The organism is Buttiauxella cochleicola (assembly GCF_021282435.1).
GTDB classification, from domain to species: domain Bacteria; phylum Pseudomonadota; class Gammaproteobacteria; order Enterobacterales; family Enterobacteriaceae; genus Buttiauxella; species Buttiauxella massiliensis.
The window spans coordinates 44,219-63,525 of the sequence record NZ_JAJSOT010000009.1 but is presented as its reverse complement, the minus strand read 5'-3'; the positions used below and the strand labels follow the sequence as shown (position 1 = coordinate 63,525).

The 19,307-nt window shown below is 49.4% G+C and carries 17 protein-coding genes; 7 read left to right on the top strand and 10 right to left on the bottom strand.

The genetic code is table 11. The features are described 5' to 3' along the window. Positions 1-8 precede the first annotated feature (8 nt). The 3 genes from LVQ77_RS18570 to LVQ77_RS18560 all read left to right on the top strand — a co-directional run bounded on the left by LVQ77_RS18570 (position 9) and on the right by LVQ77_RS18560 (position 2,387). The gene (locus LVQ77_RS18570; RefSeq protein ID WP_232865760.1) at positions 9-722 is read left to right on the top strand and encodes a TerC family protein; all 714 of its coding nucleotides are present in this window, start codon (positions 9-11) and stop codon (positions 720-722) included. 126 nt (positions 723-848) lie between these two features. Beyond that, a complete protein-coding gene (locus LVQ77_RS18565) occupies positions 849-1,067 on the top strand; it encodes a YgdI/YgdR family lipoprotein (protein ID WP_034457556.1) in 219 nt (72 codons plus the stop codon). Positions 1,068-1,346: 279 nt separating this feature from the next. Beyond that, positions 1,347-2,387 carry an NADP(H)-dependent aldo-keto reductase gene (locus LVQ77_RS18560; RefSeq protein WP_232865762.1) on the top strand — a complete coding sequence of 347 codons (1,041 nt, stop codon included), beginning with the start codon at positions 1,347-1,349 and terminating at the stop codon, positions 2,385-2,387. A 35-nt stretch (positions 2,388-2,422) separates the two neighbouring features. Here LVQ77_RS18560 and lplT read toward each other — a convergent pair whose 3' ends face one another. Both lplT and aas read right to left on the bottom strand, forming a co-directional pair. Continuing rightward, positions 2,423-3,619 carry a lysophospholipid transporter LplT gene (lplT, locus tag LVQ77_RS18555; protein WP_232865763.1) on the bottom strand — a complete coding sequence of 399 codons (1,197 nt, stop codon included), beginning with the start codon at positions 3,617-3,619 and terminating at the stop codon, positions 2,423-2,425. Then, complete coding sequence (gene aas / locus LVQ77_RS18550; protein ID WP_232905198.1) at positions 3,612-5,771, bottom strand: bifunctional acyl-ACP--phospholipid O-acyltransferase/long-chain-fatty-acid--ACP ligase; 2,160 nt, start codon at positions 5,769-5,771, stop codon at positions 3,612-3,614. Before aas ends, lplT begins: the two co-directional genes overlap by 8 nt. 693 nt (positions 5,772-6,464) lie before the next feature. On the opposite strand from aas, the gene galR reads away from it, so the two are divergent. Beyond that, positions 6,465-7,472 (top strand): HTH-type transcriptional regulator GalR, encoded by a 1,008-nt coding sequence (gene galR / locus LVQ77_RS18545; protein ID WP_064555224.1) that lies wholly within the window; start codon positions 6,465-6,467, stop codon positions 7,470-7,472. Between the two features lie 3 nt (positions 7,473-7,475). Here galR and LVQ77_RS18540 read toward each other — a convergent pair whose 3' ends face one another. The 4 genes from LVQ77_RS18540 to LVQ77_RS18525 all read right to left on the bottom strand — a co-directional run bounded on the left by LVQ77_RS18540 (position 7,476) and on the right by LVQ77_RS18525 (position 11,557). Next, complete coding sequence (locus LVQ77_RS18540; protein ID WP_232905197.1) at positions 7,476-7,925, bottom strand: GNAT family N-acetyltransferase; 450 nt, start codon at positions 7,923-7,925, stop codon at positions 7,476-7,478. After that, positions 7,922-8,695, bottom strand: a complete 774-nt coding sequence (locus LVQ77_RS18535) for a GntR family transcriptional regulator (RefSeq protein ID WP_134184500.1) — start codon at positions 8,693-8,695, stop codon at positions 7,922-7,924. The genes LVQ77_RS18540 and LVQ77_RS18535 overlap by 4 nt, the downstream gene beginning before the upstream one ends. Positions 8,696-8,784: 89 nt before the next feature. Next, positions 8,785-10,212, bottom strand: a complete 1,428-nt coding sequence (locus LVQ77_RS18530) for a glycoside hydrolase family 1 protein (protein WP_232905196.1) — start codon at positions 10,210-10,212, stop codon at positions 8,785-8,787. Between the two features lie 7 nt (positions 10,213-10,219). Continuing rightward, positions 10,220-11,557: a PTS sugar transporter subunit IIC gene (locus LVQ77_RS18525; RefSeq protein ID WP_232905195.1), complete on the bottom strand. Its 1,338-nt coding sequence runs from the start codon at positions 11,555-11,557 to the stop codon at positions 10,220-10,222. A gap of 306 nt (positions 11,558-11,863) precedes the next feature. Between LVQ77_RS18525 and LVQ77_RS18520 the strand changes: the two genes are divergently transcribed. Continuing rightward, positions 11,864-12,892 carry a LacI family DNA-binding transcriptional regulator gene (locus LVQ77_RS18520; RefSeq protein WP_232905194.1) on the top strand — a complete coding sequence of 343 codons (1,029 nt, stop codon included), beginning with the start codon at positions 11,864-11,866 and terminating at the stop codon, positions 12,890-12,892. Here the strand turns inward: LVQ77_RS18520 and lysA are convergent. Then, positions 12,865-14,124, bottom strand: coding sequence for a diaminopimelate decarboxylase (gene lysA, locus LVQ77_RS18515; RefSeq protein ID WP_232905193.1), 1,260 nt, complete (start codon positions 14,122-14,124; stop codon positions 12,865-12,867). The two genes, LVQ77_RS18520 and lysA, sit on opposite strands and share 28 nt — an antisense overlap. 112 nt (positions 14,125-14,236) lie before the next feature. Between lysA and LVQ77_RS18510 the strand changes: the two genes are divergently transcribed. Further along, positions 14,237-15,160 carry a LysR family transcriptional regulator gene (locus tag LVQ77_RS18510; RefSeq protein ID WP_232905192.1) on the top strand — a complete coding sequence of 308 codons (924 nt, stop codon included), beginning with the start codon at positions 14,237-14,239 and terminating at the stop codon, positions 15,158-15,160. 1 nt (position 15,161) lies between these two features. On the opposite strand, the gene LVQ77_RS18505 is transcribed toward LVQ77_RS18510, so the two are convergent. Beyond that, entirely contained in the window at positions 15,162-16,328 is a 1,167-nt protein-coding gene (locus LVQ77_RS18505) for an MFS transporter (protein ID WP_232865773.1), read from the bottom strand. A 207-nt stretch (positions 16,329-16,535) separates the two neighbouring features. Next, positions 16,536-17,231 carry an aspartate/glutamate racemase gene (locus tag LVQ77_RS18500; RefSeq protein ID WP_232865774.1) on the bottom strand — a complete coding sequence of 232 codons (696 nt, stop codon included), beginning with the start codon at positions 17,229-17,231 and terminating at the stop codon, positions 16,536-16,538. Between the two features lie 164 nt (positions 17,232-17,395). Here LVQ77_RS18500 and LVQ77_RS18495 point away from each other — a divergent pair, with 164 nt between their 5' ends. Further along, positions 17,396-17,719, top strand: a complete 324-nt coding sequence (locus LVQ77_RS18495) for a cupin domain-containing protein (RefSeq protein WP_151993240.1) — start codon at positions 17,396-17,398, stop codon at positions 17,717-17,719. A 61-nt stretch (positions 17,720-17,780) separates the two neighbouring features. Here LVQ77_RS18495 and wzz(fepE) read toward each other — a convergent pair whose 3' ends face one another. Beyond that, the gene (wzz(fepE), locus tag LVQ77_RS18490; protein WP_232905191.1) at positions 17,781-18,890 is read right to left on the bottom strand and encodes an LPS O-antigen length regulator Wzz(fepE); all 1,110 of its coding nucleotides are present in this window, start codon (positions 18,888-18,890) and stop codon (positions 17,781-17,783) included. Positions 18,891-19,307: the final 417 nt, after the last annotated feature.

Here is a 19,307-nt window from a genome sequence, read left to right as displayed (position 1 = left end):
GGCTTTAAATGTTGTTTGCATGGGTTACCGATCCTAACGCGTGGATGGCGCTAGGGACACTGACGATTCTGGAAATCGTTCTGGGTATCGACAATATCATCTTCCTCTCACTTGTTGTGGCGAAGCTGCCTAAAGCGCAGCAAGCCAAAGCGCGCCGCCTGGGACTGGGGGCTGCGATGATTATGCGTCTGGTGTTACTGGCGTCTATCGCCTGGATGACGCACTTAATTCACCCTCTTTTTTCCGTGATGGGCCATGCGTTCTCGGCACGAGACCTCATTTTGACATTAGGTGGCGTGTTCTTAATCTGGAAAGCGAGCAAAGAGATTCACGAGTCCATTGAAGGTGAAGAGGAAGGAATTAAAACCAACGTTCACTCCTTCTTTGGCGCAATCGTGCAGATAATGCTGCTGGATATTATCTTCAGTCTGGATTCCGTCATTACAGCCGTTGGCCTGTCCGATCATCTGTTTATTATGATGGCTGCTGTGGTGATTGCCGTAATGGTGATGATGTTTGCTGCAAAATCGATTGGTGATTTTGTAGAACGTCACCCTTCGGTGAAAATGCTGGCGCTGTCATTCTTGTTACTGGTCGGTTTTACGCTGATTCTTGAAGGCTTCGATATTCATGTGCCGAAAGGTTACATCTACTTTGCGATGTTCTTCTCAATTGCGGTAGAAACACTAAATCTTATTCGCAACAAAAAGAACCCGCTTTAATCGTCTCGGGGGAAGCATTCTCGCTTCCCCGCTGTTTCTTTTAAGAATTTACTGCTTACTTTTAACAGTTGCCCGAGTTATTACTAGACTGTATATGTCATTCCATACCACACGAGGCGAATAACGATGAAAAAATGGGCAGTTATAATTTCCGCTGTCGGTCTGGCATTTGCGGTTTCAGGTTGTAGCAGCGATTACGTGATGGCAACCAAAGATGGCCGTATGATCCTGACTGATGGTAAACCGCAAGTCGATGACGACACCGGTTTGGTTAGCTATCGCGATCAGCAAGGCAATGAGATGCAGATTAATCGCGATGATGTTTCACAAATTATCGAACGTTAGTAAATACAGCGTATAAAGGTCAGCGCCTCGCTGGCCTGTAACACTTTTTCTTCACATTTCCCCTTCCGCTTTTGCTTCCCTTCTGCCATGTTTATACCCGTCATACTTCAAGCTGCGTCATTGTTGGCTACGTTTATTCACCCGAATCACTTACTTATGTAAGCTCATCGGGATTCATTCACTTGCCGCCGCGATGCAGCTCGAATTATTTTGGATATTAGTCAATTTTTTGTCGGGTGCTTGCCTGACCGATAAGACAGAAGAATAAGGAAGGCGGCTATGCAATATCACCGTATCCCCCACAGCTCTCTTGAAATAAGTACGCTAGGGCTGGGAACCATGACGTTTGGTGAGCAAAACAGCGAAGCCGACGCTCATGAACAACTCGATTACGCAGTCAGCCAGGGAGTTAACCTGATTGATGTCGCAGAAATGTACCCTGTACCACCTCGCCCGGAAACCCAAGGCTTAACAGAAACCTACGTCGGTAACTGGCTAAAGCAGCGCGCGAATCGCGAAAAACTGATTATCGCCACAAAAGTCAGTGGCCCAAGCCGCAACAACGATGCCGGCATCCGCCCAAATCAAATGCTGGATCGCAGAAATATTCGTGATGCGTTAGATGCCAGCCTGAAGCGCTTGCAAACCGACTATATCGACCTTTATCAGGTTCACTGGCCACAACGTGCCACCAACTGCTTTGGCAAATTGGGGTATACGTGGACCGATAACGCTGTACCGGTCACCCTGCTTGAAACCCTGGAAGCACTCACGGAGTTCCAGCGTGCCGGGAAAATCCGCTATATCGGCGTCTCCAATGAAACACCATGGGGCGTGATGCGTTATCTGCAACTTGCTGAAAAGCATGATTTGCCGCGCATCGTCACCATTCAGAACCCATACAGTCTGGTGAACCGCAGCTTTGAAGTGGGGCTGGCAGAAATTACTCAGCGCGAAGGTGTGGAGTTGCTGGCTTACTCCTGTCTGGCGTTCGGTACGCTGACCGGTAAATATCTCAACGGAGCTAAACCTGCTGGCGCTCGCAACACGCTATTTAGCCGGTTCACTCGTTATAGCGGCGAACAGACTCAGCATGCCGTTGCCGCCTATGTTGATGTTGCTAAGCGACACAATCTTGACCCAGCCCAAATGGCTCTGGCGTTTGTTCGCCGTCAGCCATTTGTTGCCAGCACGCTGTTAGGTGCCACCACACTTGAGCAGTTGAAAACTAACCTTGAGAGCCTGCATCTGGACTTGAGCGAAGACGTACTTGAAGAGTTAGAAGCGGTGAACCGGATTTATACTTATCCGGCACCGTGATGTAGAAATATCCTCTCCCCAGGGAGAGGATAAAACTATTTCTGCCGAATCTGCCAAACCCACAGCCAGCCAATCGCGAGCGCAAACACGGCACCAAAACCAATTCCAATTCCGACTATCGGCGCGCCGGTTTTTACCGCCAGCGAATAAAGCCCCAGCATTAGCAACATCGCGGTATTTTCGCCGAGATTCTGCACAGCAATCGCATTCCCCGCGCCAACCGAATGTTTCCCTCGTTCCTGAAGCAATGCGTTCAGCGGCACAACAAAGAAACCACCCATAATACCAATCAGCACCAGCAGCATATAAGACGGCAGCAATGCGGTTTGCATGGCGAAGAACAGTACGCCAACGCCAATCAAAATACCGGCAGGCATACAACGCGCTACAGTTTTAAGCGTCACCAGTTTCGCCGCCGCACCGGCCCCAACGACAATCCCCACCGCCACCATCGCATTCAGATAGGTTGGCGTCGCGTTATCGGTAATACCCAGCGCCACCGGCACCCACAACACCAGCAAGAAGCGCAGTGTTACGCCTGCCCCCCAGAACAAACTGGTGCCAACTAGTGAGAAACGAGTTTCACCGTTGTGCCAAAGAGTGCGACACGCAGTGAAGAAACTGCGTGTCATCGGCGCAAAGCGCCATGACTGACCAGGGCGTGCAGGGGCGAGTTTTGGGATGAATAGGTTGGCAACAACCGCGCCCGCGTACACCAACACGCACAGGCTAAGTGCCGCCACGATATGCCAGTCGGCCAGCACACCGCCAGCCATTGAGCCAAGCAAGATTGCGGCAATGGTCGAAGATTCCATCAGGCCATTGGCCTTCACCAGACGATCGCCGGTGGTTAGTTCACCAAGAATGCCATATTTAGCCGGTGAATAAGCAGCAGCCCCCACGCCCACCAGCGTATAGCCGATAAACGGGTTGAAGCCAAAGCAGATAATCGCCGCCCCCATTAACTTAAGGCTGTTGGCGAACATCATCACCCGCCCTTTGGCAAAGCTGTCAGCTATCTGGCCGACAAACGGAGCAAACAGAATGTACGCACCGACAAAGACCATCTGCAAAACAGGCTGGCTCCAGTCGGGGTAGAACTGTTGTTTCAGTACCGCAAGCGTGGCAAACAGCAGTGCATTATCACCAAACGCCGATAGAAACTGCGCGCCGGTAACTGCCATCATACCTCTGGACCAGATTGAGGTATCGTTCACGGCATTATCATGCATTCTCTGTCTCCGGTTGGTCTACCAGCGCTTTCAGGCTGACGTAATCGGGTTTACCGCTACCTAACACAGGTAACTGTTTCAGGAAGCGAATATCGCGCGGAATAGCCAGCTCTGGCACACCATTTGCGCGAGCATATTGCAGCAGTTTTTCGCGTTTAAGTTCGTTATCAGTGGTGAACATCACCAGTGCCTCACCCTTTGCTACATCCATTTTGATGACGGTTGCATGCATTTTTTCTGGGGAAACGCCGAGTGCCAGTTGCTCCACCATTTCCAACGAAACCATTTCACCGGCAATTTTTGCAAAGCGTTTTGCTCGTCCCTGAATAACACAAAAACCGTTTTCATCAAATTTGACGATATCACCCGTGTCATACCAACCCGGTTCAACCTCACCCAGCGCGTTTTCAGCACTCGGCGCTTCCAGCACGCCAGGGTTTTCCACACGAAGATAACCTTTCATGATGTTCGGCCCTTTCAGTTGTAGCCGACCACCATCTTCAATACCAGGAACCGCCATCAGACGGGCATCCATCGCCGGGAGAATGCGCCCCACAGTGCCGACTTTCGCCGCCATTGGAACGTTGATGGAAACCACGGGGGCGCACTCTGTTACGCCGTAGCCTTCAAGAATGCGCAGGCCGAATTTGTCCTGCCAGATTTGTTTGGTGCTTTCCTGAAGTTTTTCCGCCCCTGCCACGACATACCGCAGACGGTAGAAATCATATGGATTAGCAAAACGAGCATAGTTGCCAAGGAACGTAGAGGTGCCAAACAACACGGTACAGTTACGGTCATACACCAGTTCCGGCACAATGCGGTAATGCAGCGGGCTTGGATAAAGGAACACTTCCGCGCCAGTGAATAGCGGTGTGAATAGACCTACCGTCAGGCCAAAAGAGTGGAATAGCGGCAGCGCTGACATAAAGCGGTCATTGGCGGTGAAATCGGCAATCGTGCGAATTTGCTCGACGTTTGCCAGCAGGCTTTTATGGCTATGCACCACGCCTTTAGGGTTCCCTTCGGAACCGGAAGTGAACAGCACCATCGCAGCATCTTCTGGCTGCTGTTTAACTTGTGCGAGATGCGGCACGAATAAATGGCCGAATATCCATAGCTTATCGCCAAGCGTGACATCTGCTTTTAAATCTTCCAGGAACACCCAGCGCACTTGCATAAGCTGCTCCGGAAGGTGCCATAACTTGCCTTTATCGAGGAACTGACGCGAGGTGAAAATCGTTTTGAGCTGTGCTGCCGTAATCGCGCTGGTCAACCCTTTCACGCCCGCGGTGTAGTTCATCATGGCAGGAACTCGTCCGCGCGATGAAGCACCAAAAATTACCGCAGCGGTAATTGCCGCATTCGGCAACATCAGCCCGATGGTTTCGCCCGGCGCACTGTATTTATTCAGAATGCGCCCAACAAACAGCGTTTTGGTCAGCAAGCTACGATAGGTATCAGGTTTGAAATTGATGTCTTCGATACAGTTTTTACGGTCACCATAGCGGTACTGTGCGGAAAGCAAAGCCTCGTACAATGTTTCCCTAGGGCGCACTGCCATACGCGCTTCCATCATAATTTGATGGAGCATCTCACCAGCTATTTTGCGGCGGTCGCGGGCACGTGGTGCATCTGGCATCGCAACTGAAGTGGGTGGCAGAATGTGCAGATTAATGCGCGGGAATAAGCGGCGTTTGACCAACCCTTTCAGGCGGCTGAAAAATGTCAGTTCGGCGCCGTCAATGCGAATAGGGATAACAGTCGCATTAGATTTAGCGGCAACAAACCCTGCGCCCTCATAGATTTTCATCAATGAGCCACTCACCGTGATGCGCCCTTCCGGGAAGATGACAACCGGCCTGCCCTGCTCAACCAGGCGGACCAGATGCTTAATCGACATCGGTTTTGTTGGGTCAAGCGGCACAAAATCAATCAAGGATTTTAACCAACGCATATACCACTGCTGGCTAATCGAGGAGTACACAGCAAAAACCGGACGCCCCGGTAAAAATAACGCCAGTAAAATGCCGTCAATAAAGGAGACGTGATTGGGGACAATCAGAACGCGTGATTGGGAAAGAAGTTGTTGATCGCCATGAAGTCGCACCCTGAACAGAATACGAAAAAGCGTACGGAAAAAACCAAATAGCATAGCAACTCCCTTTGTCATTAATAATGCCGCAGATGTTTAAGTGTAGTGGCAGCAGATTACATGACTAACTAAAAAGGAGCGATAGTTTGGCGGAATGCATTGTCTGAAAAAAAGGCAAAAAAAACCTGCGCATCTGCGCAGGTCGGTGCAAAAGAATTGTACTTAACAACGTAACTAGAATTCTCACCAATCAATACCTCTGGGATCTGAATTGTGGCTCAGTCCAGTCAGTGTCACCAGCGAGAAAAAGCAAGAGAATTAGCGGAAAGTGCAACCAGGTGTTTAAAACATCGCGTCTTGTTACAGGCAGGCAAATTTTGGGCAAAAAAAACCTGCGCATCCGCGCAGGTTGGTGTAAATCATGTGATCAGCATTAGATGCTGACATCACCTATCAATACCTCTGGGACTTCAAATGTAGCAGTGGCTTAATACTTTTCGCCATGGCGAAATAGCAACAGCACGCTGCAAACTGTAAGCAAAGATTTAGTCTGAAATCATTAAAAATCCAGAACATGCCTCTGTCTGCCGCTGCGCTTGAATTCCCGTATTCGCTAAGTGTAACGATTACACTCAAAACGCCCCCATTTTGCGTAGGTTTGCGACAAGGAATACAGTTGCGACCTTGAAGTGACGCGTCTTTTCCGTAACACTTAAAGTTGTGTAAGCGTTTACCCACCAAGGAATATTTACGATGGCGACAATAAAGGATGTAGCAAGACTGGCAGGCGTTTCTGTCGCCACTGTGTCTCGTGTCATTAATGATTCACCAAAAGCCAGCGACGCATCACGTCAGGCAGTCACCTGCGCGATGGAAGAGCTAAATTATCACCCTAACGCCAATGCGCGTGCACTGGCACAGCAAACCACTGAAACTATTGGTCTTATCGTTGGTGATGTGTCCGACCCATTCTTTGGCGCAATGGTAAAAGCGGTCGAACAAGTTGCTTACCGCACCGGTAACTTTTTGTTGATCGGCAACGGCTATCACAACGAACAAAAAGAGCGCCAGGCCATTGAACAACTCATTCGCCATCGTTGTGCGGCATTAGTGGTTCACGCGAAGATGATTCCTGATAGTGAATTGATTTCACTAATGAAGCAGATGCCTGGGATGGTAGTGATTAACCGCATCTTGCCCGGTTTTGAGCAGCGTTGTGTGGCGCTGGACGATCGCTATGGCGCGTGGCTCGCGACACGACACCTGATTCAGCAAGGCCATACCAAAATTGGTTATCTGTGTTCCAACCACCAGATTTCCGATGCGGATGACCGGCTACAGGGTTACTACGATGCGCTAACGGAGCACGGCTTGTCGGTGAATGATCGCTTAGTGACTTACGGTGAGCCGGATGAAAGCGGCGGTGAACAGGCCATGACCGAATTATTAGGCCGAGGGAAACATTTCAGTGCCGTCGCCTGTTATAACGATTCTATGGCCGCAGGTGCGATGGGCGTTCTAAACGACAACGGAATTGACGTACCAAAAGAGATTTCACTGATTGGCTTCGATGATGTGCTGATCTCGCGCTATGTGCGTCCACGCCTGACAACAGTGCGTTACCCGATAATCACTATGGCAGCACAAGCTGCAGAACTGGCACTGGCGCTAGCTGAAAAACGTGAATTACCCGAAATCACTCATATGTTTAGCCCAACACTTGTACGCCGTCATTCAGTCATTGCGTATTCAGGCGAATGATTTTCAGAGAGTGAATTGGTACAGATGGACGGGCGTATTTGGGTAGTCCAGGCCATCGCCAATGTACTGCCAGCCAAAGCGTTCATAATAGCCTTTACAGGCTGAATAGAGATAAAGGTGCGGATAACCTAATTCACGGGCATGTTCGATAACGTGTTGTTGCAGTTTTGCCCCTAAACCATATCCGCGCTGGTTTTCATCGATGTAAAGTGCAGCCAGCCAAGGGTAAAGATCCTGCCGGCTAATCAGATCGCAGCGCCACAATCCTACAGTGCCAACCAGTTTCTCACCTTCTACGGCAACAAACGTCAGCGGCATTTCACCTTCCCGCTGGCTGGTCACCACAATTGAGGCGAAAAAGTCCCGGCTATCGGGAGTGCCAAACGCCTGCCACAGCCAGTCGGTGACTTGCTGTTCATGCTGCGGCACGGCACAAAGTGGCACAATTTTCACATCAGTTTTCCCTGGAAGATAGGAACGGACTCGAACAAATAGCCGTCAAAATCAGGGGCATCAGAATCAGACTGTTCAAGCAGACTGTTTTTCACGTTCTCAAGATGCTGCCACATTGCCTGCCACGACCCCATGACATCCCGGCGGCGAAGTGCAGCCAGAATAGTTTGTAAGTCGCCAAGCCATTTAAGACGATAACTTCGGGAATCGATATGCGCGCGCAGTTGCTGCCACATTGGGCTGCTGTCCATATGGCGCCAGATACTTTCAACCGTCGCCAGTAGCATCTGGTTTTGCGAAGCACCTGCCAGCACCAGATGAAACATTTTGCAGTTATCCTGGCCCAGGTCGTTAATCGCAATCGCACGCTGCTCTTGTTCAAGAATACGTTTGAGATTGTCGATATCAGCTTTGGTCGCCATTTTTGCGGCGAATGCTGCAATATTGCTTTCCAGCAACTGGCGCGCCTGGAGCATTTCAAATGGGCCAATATCGCTACTGAAAAAGGCTTCTTCTTCCGCTTCGTTTTCTGCAGGAACACGGGTGACATACACTCCCGAGCCCTGTCGAATATCGACCGTACCTTGCAGTTCAAGCATGAGCAGTGCTTCACGGACTATGGTGCGGCTAACACCGTAAGTCTCAGCAATATTTCGTTCCGGCGGTAAACGCGAACCGACCGGATACAATCCCTGTATTATTTGCGCGCGCAGATCCTCACCAATTTCCTGGTATTGTTTTTTTTCTGGCGAAAGTACGAGCTTATCCACAATGTTACCTATGTGTTTGCTAAAAAAGCGGCGTTGTGTCCTGCCGCTGATTAATACCCATTAGCTTATCAAACTATTCATCTGAAATATTATTTCCATTCGTCGTTAAGGTTGAGCTGTAACGTTCGAGATTCGCTGACAGACCGATACCAATGAGCTGATTTTTTAGCGCGCCGCTCACGGTTGTTTTGCAGATTAATTTCAATCAAACCGTAACGGTTTTTGAATGCATTCATTGGGGAAACGTTATCGGTGAATGCCCACAGCATATAACCCTGGCAATTTGCCCCATCTTCACGGGCGCGCAGCGCCTGGTACAAATGCTCACTGATAAACGTAATCCGATAATCATCTTCAATCACACCATCGGCATTACGGAATTGCACTTCGTTTTCGGTACCCATTCCACTCTCCGCGACAAACCACGGAATATTGCGATATTCAGTTTTAATGCGCATCCCCATGTCATAAACAATGCGTGGGTAAATTTCCCAGCCTCGCGACTTATTCATCCGCCGCCCTGGCAACTCAAACGGCTCATAATAATAAGCCGGATGGAATGGCGTCTCCGGGTTCCAGGCTCTCGACGGTGCTTTTACCCGATGCGGGTAGTACAAGTTAATCCCCAATTCATCAACGGTATTTTCGCGGATGATCGCGAGTTCTTGTTCTGTGTAATCCCACTGCACATTGTGTTTTTCAAGCAGCTCAATCAACTGTTCCGGATATTCACCATGCACCAGAGGGTCAAGGAATACGCGGTTGTAGAACAGGTCGTAAATTTGCGCGGCCTGCTGATCATGGGTGGCACTGGAACGTGCGTAAGTGACTTCCGGATTAAGAATGCATCCCACGGTTCCGCTGTATCCTTTCTCGTGGAACAGTTTCACCACTTTTGCCGTGGCGAGGTTTTTGTGGTGATTCCACTGCATCCATTTATGAGTGTTTTGCTCGTATGGCCAGCGCAGCGCGTCAAGATAGACGCGGGTTTGCACCACAATCGGCTCGTTAAAGGTAAACCAGCGATTCACTTTGTGAGCATAACGGGCAAACACTTTTTCAGCGTACAGCACATACAGCTCGACCACCTTTTTCGACGCCCAGCCGCCGTAGGTTTCAAACAGCGTAGCGGGCAGTTCGTAGTGTTCGAGGCATATCATCGGCTCAATGCCGGTGCGGCGCATTTCGTCGATCAGATTGTCGTAGTACTGCGCATATTCCTCATCAACCACGCCATTTTCGTAATCAGTGAAAAAGCGCGACCAGTTGATGGAGGTGCGGTAATGCGTCAATCCTGCCTGTCTCATCAACGCCACATCTTCGTGGTAACGATTGATAAAATCCGTGGCGACCGCCGGGCCGTAGCCTTCGTGCCAGACGTGGCGGTCGTTTTTATACCAGGCGTCGAGCCAGGAATCTTGCCCTTCTTTCTTACCGCTCCAGCCTTCGGTTTGCCACGCTGATGCTGCAGCGCCAAGGATGAAATCTTTTGGGATGGTGATTTTTACGTTGCTCATACCTTCCTCACGCGTTATTGGCAATTTGTTGCTGTTCGGCCTGCAGTTGCGCCTGTTCGGCACGGCGAGAAGCAATTTTCACAAATGGCAGGTAAATCAGGATGGAAACCAGAATGCAGCCCAATTGCGTGACGACCGCGCCCATGGAACCCGCTGTCGAAAGCCAGGCGTTGATCAGCGGCGGTGTGGTCCACGGCACCATTACAACGGCTTTACCAGCAAAACCCATCGCCGTTGCAAAGTAACCAATAGTGCCGGTGACCAGTGGCGTAATGATGAAGGGAATGGCCAAAATAGGATTAAGCATAATCGGCATACCAAAAATCACCGGCTCGTTAATATTAAAGATCCCAGGGCCAAAAGAGAGCTTGGCTATCTCTTTCATTTCTTTGCGCTTAGTGGCGATCATGACCGCAATCAGCAGGCCGATAGTTAAACCCGAGCCGCCGATACTCATATATACATCCCAGAAAGGCATGGTGATGATATTCGGGATCTCTTTGCCCTGCTCAAACGCGCTCATGTTGACGGTAATCGCCCCCAGCAGTAGCGGCTCGCGGATAGGTTTAATCATCTGATTACCGTGAATGCCAATCACCCAGAACAGTTGGGCGACAAACATCAGCAGCAGAATACCCGGCAGGCTTTGCACCACTTTTTCCAGCGGCTGTTGCACCACCTGATAGACCGCGTCATACAGATACATGCCGGTGGTCTGGTGGAAAATAAAACCGAAAGTGGCGATGGCGGTAACGGTAATAATTGACGGGATCAGTGCGGAGAAAGAGGCAGAAACGTTCGGCGGCACGGTGTCAGGCATCTTGATCTTCAGCCCTTCGCGTTTTTCCAGCCAGCAGTAAATTTCAACCGATAAAATAGCGATAAACATGCCAAGGAACAGGCTGCGGGTATCAGAAAACTGGCGTGCCAGAATGTCTTTCACCATATGCATCTGCCCATCGACCATCATCTCGATGGTGGTCGGCGTAACACAGATAAAGCAGATCACCGCCAGCAAGCCCGGGAACAGACTTTTAATACCGTTGATCCGGCCCAGTTCGATACCAATCAGGAACACCGCGCCAATGTTCAAGAAGTTAAGCGTGGCGTAGTTTATCGCCGCGGTAATCGGCTTTAGTTGTGCGAGAAACGACAGCGATGAAAAACTGGCAAGACCGTTTTTGGGATCCAGCACCATGTTAGAGATTAGTACTGAGAATGCCCCGACGATGATCACTGGCATCAGGGTAATAAAGGAAGCTTTGATCGCCATAATATAGCGGTAGCTATTAAATTTAGTGGCAAAACTTCCCAGAGAGTCGATTAACTTTTCCTGCAAAGCCATAGGGTATACCTCAGTGTTGTCGTTTTTTATTATTTACTGCGATGGAAGACGACCGATTTGGTATACCAAAAATAGAAGTAACTGCGTAACATTTCCGTGACAAATGTCCCACATTGTTATATTGGAATTCCAATGCCAACCAGTTCACTTATTTTGGTATACCAAATAGAGGTAAGTAGCCTTAATCATTCAAAAGCGTGATCCGTGGCATAACGAACCCGCAAGCCCGATGTTTCATAAGCACAGCATGTTAAACTAGCGAAATCATGCGACCACGCAGCAAGCGTCTTAATCAGGAATGAATTGATGGTAACAATGCTGGATGTCGCGCTACGCGCTGGCGTTTCTAAAGCAACGGTATCACGCGTGCTCAACGGGATTGGGCAAGTCAAAGAGAGCACCCGTGAACAGGTATTTAACGCCATGGAAGAGTTGGGCTACCGGCCTAACTTTTTGGCGCGATCTCTTGCCAATCGCAGCAGTAATAGCGTGGGTCTGGTGGTGTCTACTTTTGATGGCTTCTACTTTGGACGCCTGCTCCAGCAAGCTTCACGCCAGACTGAAGCCTGGGGTAAACAGCTGATTGTCACTGATGGGCACGACACGCCGCAAAAGGAGCTGGAAGCCGTTCAAATGCTGGTGGACAGGCATTGCGACGCTATTGTGCTGTACACCCGCTTTATGAATGAACGTACATTACTTTCACTCATGAATAGCATCAAAGTGCCACTGGTCGTCATTAACCGTGATGTAAGCCAGGCTCGCGATCGTTGCGTGTTCTTCGAGCAACAGGATGCTGCATTTCAGGCGACTGAATACCTCATTCAGCAAGGGCATCGCGACATTGCATGCATTACGGTGCCGATATCCACACCAACTGGCCAGGCGCGCCTGATGGGTTATCGAAAAGCGCTCCAAAAGCATGGTATTGCCTTTAGTGAAGAGCGGGTCAAATATGGTGATTCAAGCATGGTGCTAGGCCATAAACTGTGCCAGGAATTGCTGGAAGGTCCCGTAGCATTTACCGCACTATTTGCCTGCAACGATGATATGGCATTGGGTGCATCAAAAGCTCTTCATCAGGCTGGTGTGCGAATACCACAGGATATTTCGTTGTTTGGTTTCGATGATGCGCCGAGCGCTCAGTGGCTGGAACCTGCGCTATCCAGTGTATATTTGCCTATCGACAGCATGATTACTACAGCCATCGACCAGGCGATAAAACTGGCAAACGGCGAGTCGCTTGAAGCAATCCCACCGTTTGTTGGCAAGCTGGTATTACGTGATTCAGTCGGCCCGGGCCCGTATTACATTTCCAGCGCCAGCAATTCCTGAATAGTCTGGCGGCGGCGAATCAGTCGCGCCGCGCCATTATCAAATAACACTTCAGGCAACAACGGGCGGCTGTTGTAGTTAGACGACATCGACGCGCCATACGCCCCGGTATCGTGCAGTACCAGATAATCCCCCACCTGTACTGGCGGCAGCGCGCGAGTTTCTACTTTTCCGCCTTCCTGTTGGGTAAATACATCCCCTGATTCACATAATGGCCCGGCAACGACAGTTTCAACTAACGGGAGCTGAGTCAGCTCACGTCCATCACCCGCCAAGGCAGAAATATGGTGGTAGCTGCCGTACATCGACGGGCGCATGAGATCGTTAAACCCGGCATCAATCAGCACAAAGTGGCGTGAGCCCATGTTTTTAACCGAACGCACCTGAGCCACCAGCACACCTGACTCCGCTACCAGGAAACGGCCTGGTTCAATTTCAAGTTTCACCGGATGCCCAAGACGCTGAGCAATTTTTTCACGTGCAGCATTCCACAATCCGTAATAGTGGTTAGTGTCGATAGTCTCTTCACCTTCAAGATACGGAATAGACAAGCCGCCTCCCGCGGAAATCGCTTCCAGATCCTGACCAAAATCAATCACCTGCTGTACCATCGCACCACAAACACGCTCAAGGTGACCATAATCAACACCAGAACCAATATGCATATGGATACCGACTAAATGCAGTTTGTAGCGCTGGATAACTTCCAGTGCCTGCGGCAAATCCGCATGCCAGATCCCGTGCTTGCTGTTTTCGCCGCCGGTATTGGTTTTCTGGCTGTGGCCATGGCCGAAGCCCGGGTTAACACGCAACCAGACGCGATGGCCTGGAGAAACCTCGCCAAGCTGTTGCAGCATATCGACGGAACCGGCGTTCACCGGAATCTGTTGTTCGGCGACCAGTTGCAGCGTCGGCTGGTCAATCATATCGGCGGTGAATACGATATCGTCGTGATTTTCCAGTGGCTTGTAACCTGCAGCCAGCGCACGTTCAATTTCGCCCTGCGAAACGGAATCCACCTTCACGCCCTGCTCGCGCATCAGACGCAAAATATGAATATTGGAGCACGCTTTTTGCGCGAAGCGAATCACATCAAACTGACGCAGTTGAGCAATCTGCTGGCGAATAATTTCAGCATCGTAAACCCAGACTGGGCAGCCAAATTCGGCTGGCAATGCCAGCAGGTTTTGCGCATTCAAAGCAGTGTCGGTGTTATTCAGTGGGCGTGGCATGGTGGGCTCCGGCAACAATTTGTTTTTTGTATTACGCCACAGAGTGAAGTGAAGAAAAAATATCGCTTTAGCAAGAGTCTATGCAAAACTGATATAGATAAAGGAGACTATCATGCCCTCAATAACTCTGCGCCATATTGAAATTTTCCACGCGATAATGACCGCCGGTAACCTCACCGAAGCCGCAGGGTTGCTTCATACTTCGCAGCCTACCGTTAGCCGCGAACTGGCAAGACTTGAGAAATTAATTGGTCTGCAATTGTTCGAACGTAGTCGTGGGCGTTTGCACCCGACAGTGCAAGGTTTACGGTTATTTGAAGAGGTGCAGCGCTCCTGGTACGGGTTGGACAGAATTCTGAGTGCCGCTGAGAGCTTACGTGAATTCCGCCAGGGCGAGCTCTCCATAGCCTGTCTGCCGGTGTTTTCACAATCATTCTTGCCAATGTTGATTCAACCTTTTCTGGCACGCTACCCGGAATTAAGTCTGAATATTGTGCCGCAGGAATCACCGCTGTTAGAGGAGTGGCTATCAGCCCAGCGCCATGATTTAGGGTTAACCGAAAACACCACAACACCTGCCGGAACGGAGCGCCAGACTTTACTGACGCTCAATGAAGTGTGCGTGTTACCCGCAGGGCATCGCCTCGCCGATAAAAAAGTACTCACACCGCAAGATTTCGCTGGGGAAAACTACATTAGCCTTTCACGCACCGACAGCTATCGCCAGTTGTTGGATTCACTATTTCAGGAGCACGACGTTAAGCGAAGAATGGTGATGGAAACACACAGTGCAGCCTCAGTTTGCGCGATGGTACGTGCGGGGGTGGGTGTATCGGTGGTCAATCCGTTGACCGCTCTGGATTATGCTTCAAGTGGCGTGGTCGCCCGCCGATTTAGCGTGGCGGTGCCGTTTACGGTGAGCCTGATTCGCCCACTTCACCGCCCTGCTTCCGCGCTCGTCAGCGCGTTTAGCGACCATCTGCAAAACAGTATGCAGATTTACATCGAGCCGCTGAATCAGCTGCTCGACACCTGAATTACTGCTCGGTTACCGGCTGATGGTGACCCGTTCCACTGCTAAAGTTGATCAGGCAAATGATAAGCCCGACAGCCGCAAGCCCTGCTGCCGCGACCGGAACGGCAGTCAGGCCAAAGCCGTGAGCAATAACTGTGCCGCCAACCCATGCACCGAGCGCGTTGCCAACATTAAAGGCCGCAATATTCAGCGTCGAAACCAGGTTTGGTGCATCTTTACCGTGCAGCACAACGTTGATTTGCAGCGCGGGGACGGTTGCAAAAGCCGCCATTGCCCAAAGGAATAAGGTAATTTCCGCAAGCCACATCCCGTGGCTGGTCCAGCGAAACAGCAGAGAGAAGATAGCAATCAGGCTAAAACTCAGTATCAAACTAAAGGAAACTTTCCAATCTGCCAGACGCCCACCAAGGATATTGCCAACCGTTAAACCGGCACCAATCAAGAACAGTGTCCAGCTTACGCCTTGATGAGTCACTCCCGTCACCTGTAACAACATTGGGGCAATGTAGCTAAATAAGGTGAACATCGCTGCGGCAAAAAACACCGTCATCGCCAAAGAAAGCCAAAGCTTGCCATTAGCCAGTGCGCTGACTTCACGTTTAAGGTCGGTCGGCGCTTCCTCTTTCTGTGATGGCAGGCTGACAATCAGCGCAATAAAGGCAACCACACCGATAATCGCCACTCCCCAAAACGTCGAACGCCAACCGTACAATTGCCCAAACCAGGTGCCAATCGGCACGCCCAACACATTGGCCAGCGTCAGACCGGTGAACATAAGTGCCACCGCTGATGCTTTACGATTAGGGGCAACCAGACTTGCAGCTACCACCGCGCCAATGCCGAAGAAGGCACCGTGGCACAGCGCGGTAATTATGCGAGCCAGCATCAGGAATTGGTAATTCAGCGCTAAGGCACACAGGATGTTACCGACAATAAAAATCACCATCAGTAGTACCAGTGAGAGTTTGCGCGGCAATCGTGCCGTAAGCAAAGCCATGATAGGTGCGCCAATCGCCACACCTAACGCATAGCCACTAATCAACCAACCGGCTGTGGGAATAGAGATCGCCAGATCTCCTGCCACATCGGGCAACAGGCCCATAATAACGAACTCCGTCGTGCCGATGGCAAATGCACTCATCGCCAGCGCGAGTAAGGAAATAGGCATGGAATAACTCCAGGTTGCAGAAATAACAAAAGGCGGGAGAACTGTGTTCGACCGCCAGATTACGAGGATGTCAGAGGTGCAGCTTGTTTGGAAAAACGTGCGCTGCTTAACAAATTAATAACACAAAAAACGCCGGGGGTGACCCGACGTACGCTAAGGATACTCTTTTTTATGGTTTAACCATTTGAAATACGAAATAAAAAAATATTACTCAGCCAGCATAAAATTCACCGCGTCGGCGGCGTGAATCGCAGCGGTATCGAAGACCGGGAGCGGGCAATCCTGTTGGTTTAACAGCAATCCGATTTCAGTGCAGCCAAAAATCACACCTTGTGCACCCTGCCCCTTTAGCTCTTCAATCACTTGCTGATAGTAGCGTTTCGATTCTTTGGTGATTTTCCCAAGGCAAAGCTCTTCGAAGATAATCTGGTTGATACGCAAACGTTGAGGCTCTTCCGGGATAAGAGATTCGATACCAAACTCAGCACTCAGGCGGCCACGATAGAAATCTTGTTCCATGGTGTAACGCGTGCCAAGCAACGCAACACGCTGCACATTTTGCGCAGTAATCGCACGGCCAGTTGCATCAGCGATATGCAAAAACGGCAGCCCACAGCGCGATTCAATATGGTGCGCAACTTTGTGCATCGTGTTGGTGCACAACACAATACCTTCCGCTCCGGCCTTCTGTAACCCTAACGCTGCCTGCGCCAGCATATCGCCAGCCAGATCCCATTCGCCTTTTGACTGGCAAGCTTCAATCTCATGAAAATCAACACTGTGCAGAACAATTTTCGCTGAATGCAGGCCGCCTAATCGTTCCTTAATGCCTTCATTAATTAACCGATAATAAGGAATGGTCGACTCCCAACTCATCCCGCCCAGCAAACCCATTGTTTTCATGACGTTTCACCTGTTAACTTTTATTACTTTGGTTATATCAGAGAGATTACCCGGCAGGAAAGCGTGATCTGCCTTACAAAACGCTGGAGTGAACTATCGTAAAAGAACTTTTCAAGATACGATTAATTAAATGAAACAACGTTTCACATAGAAAAGGATCGCGAATGTTCACTTTTATTAAAGATACCAAACTGGAAGATTTAGGTGCTGGCGTGAGCCGTCGTATTCTGGCGCACGACGGTAAAATGATGGGTGTGCAGGTTAACTTTGAAGCTGGCGCAATCGGGCCGATGCATAACCATCCACATGAGCAGTTGACCTACGTACTGTCCGGCGAGTTTGAATTCACTATCGGTGATGAAACTCACCGCGTTACAGCAGGTGATACTCTCTATAAAGAACCGCATGTGATGCATGGCTGCGTGTGCCTGAAGGCGGGTACTCTGCTGGACACATTCACCCCAGTACGTGAAGATTTCCTGAAGTAAGATATAAAAAAAGCGGCGCCTGAGAAGGCGCCGCTTGTGACAAAATCTAATTTAGAAGTCTTCAATCAATATGCATACGAGATGTGAATGCACCTCGTACTAACACTACGCCTGAAGCGACAATCAAACCCACCAGTGTCGCCAACACGAGAATCAGCGCTTTACCTGGACCATCTTTTTTCAGTGGCAACGAAGGCTGCATCTGGAATTGGTAAGGTTCGAAATCGATTTCACCAAGCTTTACAGCTTCTAAAGAACGAAGAATGTGATCACGATTTTGCACAGAAGCATTCAACTGAGCCACATCTTTAATTGATTGCTCAATCTTTAGCTTTTCTGTAAGCCCTCTGGCACCAAGAGCAATAGAGTAATCAGGGTCATCTTTTACCGCCTGCCCATTACTATATACAGGGTCTTTCAGGCCAGCAGCATTGGCTACCTGCAACGAATACCCCAGACGCTCGAGGTTAACATTGTGCTCGTTCTCAAGCGCAGCGCGGTCCAGCGCCAGTCGGTTTTTTTCAAATGCCACTTTGAGTTCAAGAGCATTTTTTGCATTGGAGATAACATCTTTGTTCACTTCAGCAGCAATAAACTCAACGTAACTTTGCAGCACCTGTTGAGCTGTTTCTGCATCTGGGGCGGTAAAACTTAGTGTCCACGAAGAAAAAGGGGCATTGTCGGTTTTTTTAGGATCAATATTGTTTACTGCTTTGAAATTTTCTGAAACGTTTGATATTGCAAGATATAACGCATTTTTATCCACATTGGCATTTTCCACCAATGTCTGTACATAAGGAGATTTTGCCAGAAATTGCTCACGAAGTTCTTGCGATTCAAATTTCTTCAAAAACATATTATAGAGGCTACCCCCATCAATATTCGCATCCACACCAAGCACACTCATGTCCACCATCGCACGGCGCAGCCCAATAACATTTCTTGATTCAGGCGGTGTAATAATCGCTTCACTAGTCCATTTTTGCGGCAGTAGAAAACTGACAGCCAGCCCACATAAGGCAAACAGTAGTGTAATGGTAATTATCTGTTTTTTTGCCGCATAAAGAGTGGACATCAGGCCTAGTAAATCGATCTCTTCGTGGCGAGGAGCCATAAGTGGGTATGGAGACGTGTTCTCTAATTGATTGGTTTTCATTTCTATAGAAGACATAACTGGCCAGTTTTTAAGTTATTGAGAAAAATACCCGTCTAACTTCCAGGAGCAGGAAATTAAGCAGCGCTTACGCCAAAGAATGAGAAATAGGTTGGGTTTTAAACCATAAGAAAGGCTGTTTATCTTTTCCTTGTGCATGTCACTGTCGATATCAAAAACTGACTTTAAATAACATAATTACCATCTGGTAACGCACTGATAACAAAGCCTTAACTCTGTAACGAAACGTAACTCTCTTTAATGAGGGGTCATTATTCCTAAGAATCAACTGAAAAACAACCACCAACTATTGCAGTTTAAAAACTAAGAATTACCTCCTTTCATTTTTCATCCAGAGCAAAACCTCGTTCATTTCACATTATCGAAACAGTGTTTCGACTTTGATCACATTTCCATCATGAATTGAATGACTCA

Excerpts from the sequence above, each read along its gene's own strand:
- lysA (WP_232905193.1), bottom strand. The coding sequence starts at position 14,124 with ATGCCACGCCCACTGAATAACACCGACACTGCTTTGAATGCGCAAAAC.
- LVQ77_RS18525 (WP_232905195.1), bottom strand. The coding sequence starts at position 11,557 with ATGGCTTTGCAGGAAAAGTTAATCGACTCTCTGGGAAGTTTTGCCACT.
- LVQ77_RS18505 (WP_232865773.1), bottom strand. The coding sequence starts at position 16,328 with ATGCCTATTTCCTTACTCGCGCTGGCGATGAGTGCATTTGCCATCGGC.
- lplT (WP_232865763.1), bottom strand. The coding sequence starts at position 3,619 with ATGCATGATAATGCCGTGAACGATACCTCAATCTGGTCCAGAGGTATG.
- aas (WP_232905198.1), bottom strand. The coding sequence starts at position 5,771 with ATGCTATTTGGTTTTTTCCGTACGCTTTTTCGTATTCTGTTCAGGGTG.
- LVQ77_RS18500 (WP_232865774.1), bottom strand. The coding sequence starts at position 17,231 with ATGAAAACAATGGGTTTGCTGGGCGGGATGAGTTGGGAGTCGACCATT.
- galR (WP_064555224.1), top strand. The coding sequence starts at position 6,465 with ATGGCGACAATAAAGGATGTAGCAAGACTGGCAGGCGTTTCTGTCGCC.
- LVQ77_RS18495 (WP_151993240.1), top strand. The coding sequence starts at position 17,396 with ATGTTCACTTTTATTAAAGATACCAAACTGGAAGATTTAGGTGCTGGC.
- LVQ77_RS18520 (WP_232905194.1), top strand. The coding sequence starts at position 11,864 with ATGGTAACAATGCTGGATGTCGCGCTACGCGCTGGCGTTTCTAAAGCA.
- LVQ77_RS18560 (WP_232865762.1), top strand. The coding sequence starts at position 1,347 with ATGCAATATCACCGTATCCCCCACAGCTCTCTTGAAATAAGTACGCTA.
- LVQ77_RS18510 (WP_232905192.1), top strand. The coding sequence starts at position 14,237 with ATGCCCTCAATAACTCTGCGCCATATTGAAATTTTCCACGCGATAATG.
- LVQ77_RS18565 (WP_034457556.1), top strand. The coding sequence starts at position 849 with ATGAAAAAATGGGCAGTTATAATTTCCGCTGTCGGTCTGGCATTTGCG.
- LVQ77_RS18530 (WP_232905196.1), bottom strand. The coding sequence starts at position 10,212 with ATGAGCAACGTAAAAATCACCATCCCAAAAGATTTCATCCTTGGCGCT.
- LVQ77_RS18570 (WP_232865760.1), top strand. The coding sequence starts at position 9 with ATGTTGTTTGCATGGGTTACCGATCCTAACGCGTGGATGGCGCTAGGG.